This is a genomic window from Microbacterium umsixpiens (genome assembly GCF_053543675.1).
On the sequence record NZ_JBLVOH010000141.1, the window covers coordinates 3,403 to 5,135 of the forward strand.

The window sequence follows — 1,733 nt, forward strand, 5'->3', positions numbered from 1 at the left end:
CGGGCGGCGGGCGCCGCGGCCCGCGGTAGGGCGCGGCCCGCGGTAGGCGGGGCACGCGACAGGTATATCGCGTGACAGGATGGTGTGCCATGGAGACCCCTGACGAGAAGCCGCCCGCACGCTCCGCAGGAAGCACCCCGCCGCGCCCCCGCACGGATGTCGTCGGCACGGGCGTGAACCGCCTCCCGGCCAAGGCCACCGAGGCCGCGAAGAAGATCGTCCGCGACATCGCGGCCGTCCCGCCGCGCAGCGTGCATCCGGCCCTCGTGCCCGGCGTCTCGGTCGAGGAGACCGGCCGCACCTACCGCACCGACGCACTCGTGTTCGGCGTCGCGGTGGCGCTCACGGTCGCCTTCATCGCGTGGGGCGTCTTCGCCGGCGACAACCTCTCCGGCACGACATCGGCCGTGCTCGGCTGGGTGGTGGAGTACTTCGGGTTCTTCTTCACGACGATCGCCACGATCATCCTGGTGTTCATGCTGTTCGTCGGCTTCAGCCGCTACGGCCGCATCCCCCTCGGCCGCGACGACGAAGAGCCCGAGTACTCGATGTTCTCGTGGATCTCGATGCTGTTCGCCGCTGGCATGGGTATCGGTCTGGTGTTCTGGGGTGCGGCCGAGCCGCTCACCTTCTTTGAGAGCCCGCCGCCGGGCACGGTCGAGGCGAGCACCCTCGACGCCATGCACACGGCGCAGACGCAGGTGCTGTACCACTGGGGCCCGCAGGCGTGGGCGTTCTACGCGCTCGTCGGTGGTGCGATCGCCTACGGCGCCTACCGCCGCGGCCGCACCCCGCTGATCTCGTCGATCTTCGCCCCGCTGCTGGGCGAGGGCCGCACGGCCGGACCCCTCGGCCGCACGATCGACATCTTCTCGATCATCGTCACGCTCTTCGGAACCGCAGCATCCCTCGGCCTCGGCGCCCTGCAGATCGGGCACGGCGTCGAGATCGTCAGCGGCGCCGGCCCGCTCGGCAACGGCATCCTCATCGCGGTCATCGCCGTGCTCACCGCGTGCTTCATCGCCTCGGCAGTCTCGGGCGTCTCCAAGGGCATCCGGGCGCTGTCGAACATCAACGCCGTCGTCGCGCTGCTGCTGGCGTTCTTCGTGTTCTTCGTCGGACCGACGCTGCTCATCCTCAACGTGATCCCCTCGGTCGCCGTGCAGTTCATCGGCGACCTGCCGCAGATGATCGGCCGGTCGGCATCGCAGGGCGAGGCCGCGCAGACGTTCCTGTCGAGCTGGACCATCTTCTACTGGGCATGGTGGATCTCGTGGTCGCCGTTCGTCGGCATGTTCATCGCGAAGATCTCGCGCGGCCGGAGCCTGCGCCAGTTCGTGTCGGTCGTCATCGTGGTGCCCTCGGTCATCTCGCTCATCTGGTTCGCGATCTTCGGCACCACGGCCATCCAGCAGCAGATGGACGGCGCGAACCTCGCCGTCGACCCGCCGGAGGAAGTGCTGTTCGGCGTGCTCGAGAACCTGCCGTTCCCGCTGATCACGAGCATCGTGCTCATCCTGCTGATCGCGATCTTCTTCGTCACCGGCGCGGATTCCGCCTCGCTCGTGATGGGCACCCTCTCGCAGCAGGGGCGCCCCGAGCCGGCGCGCTGGGTCGCGGTCGTCTGGGGTGTCCTGGTCGGCGTGATCGCGGCCGTGCTACTCGTCACCGGCGAGGAGGGGAGCGGGCTGAAGTCGCTGCAGAATGTGACGATCATCGCGGCGCTGCCGTTC

Annotated in this window: 1 protein-coding gene; it reads left to right on the forward strand. The window is 69.1% G+C overall.

What is annotated here, in order from left to right; all coding sequences use genetic code 11:
• Positions 1–89: 89 nt before the first annotated feature.
• Positions 90–1,733: BCCT family transporter (locus ACNPM4_RS14135; RefSeq protein WP_448986074.1), on the forward strand; the 1,644-nt coding region annotated here is incomplete at its 3' end.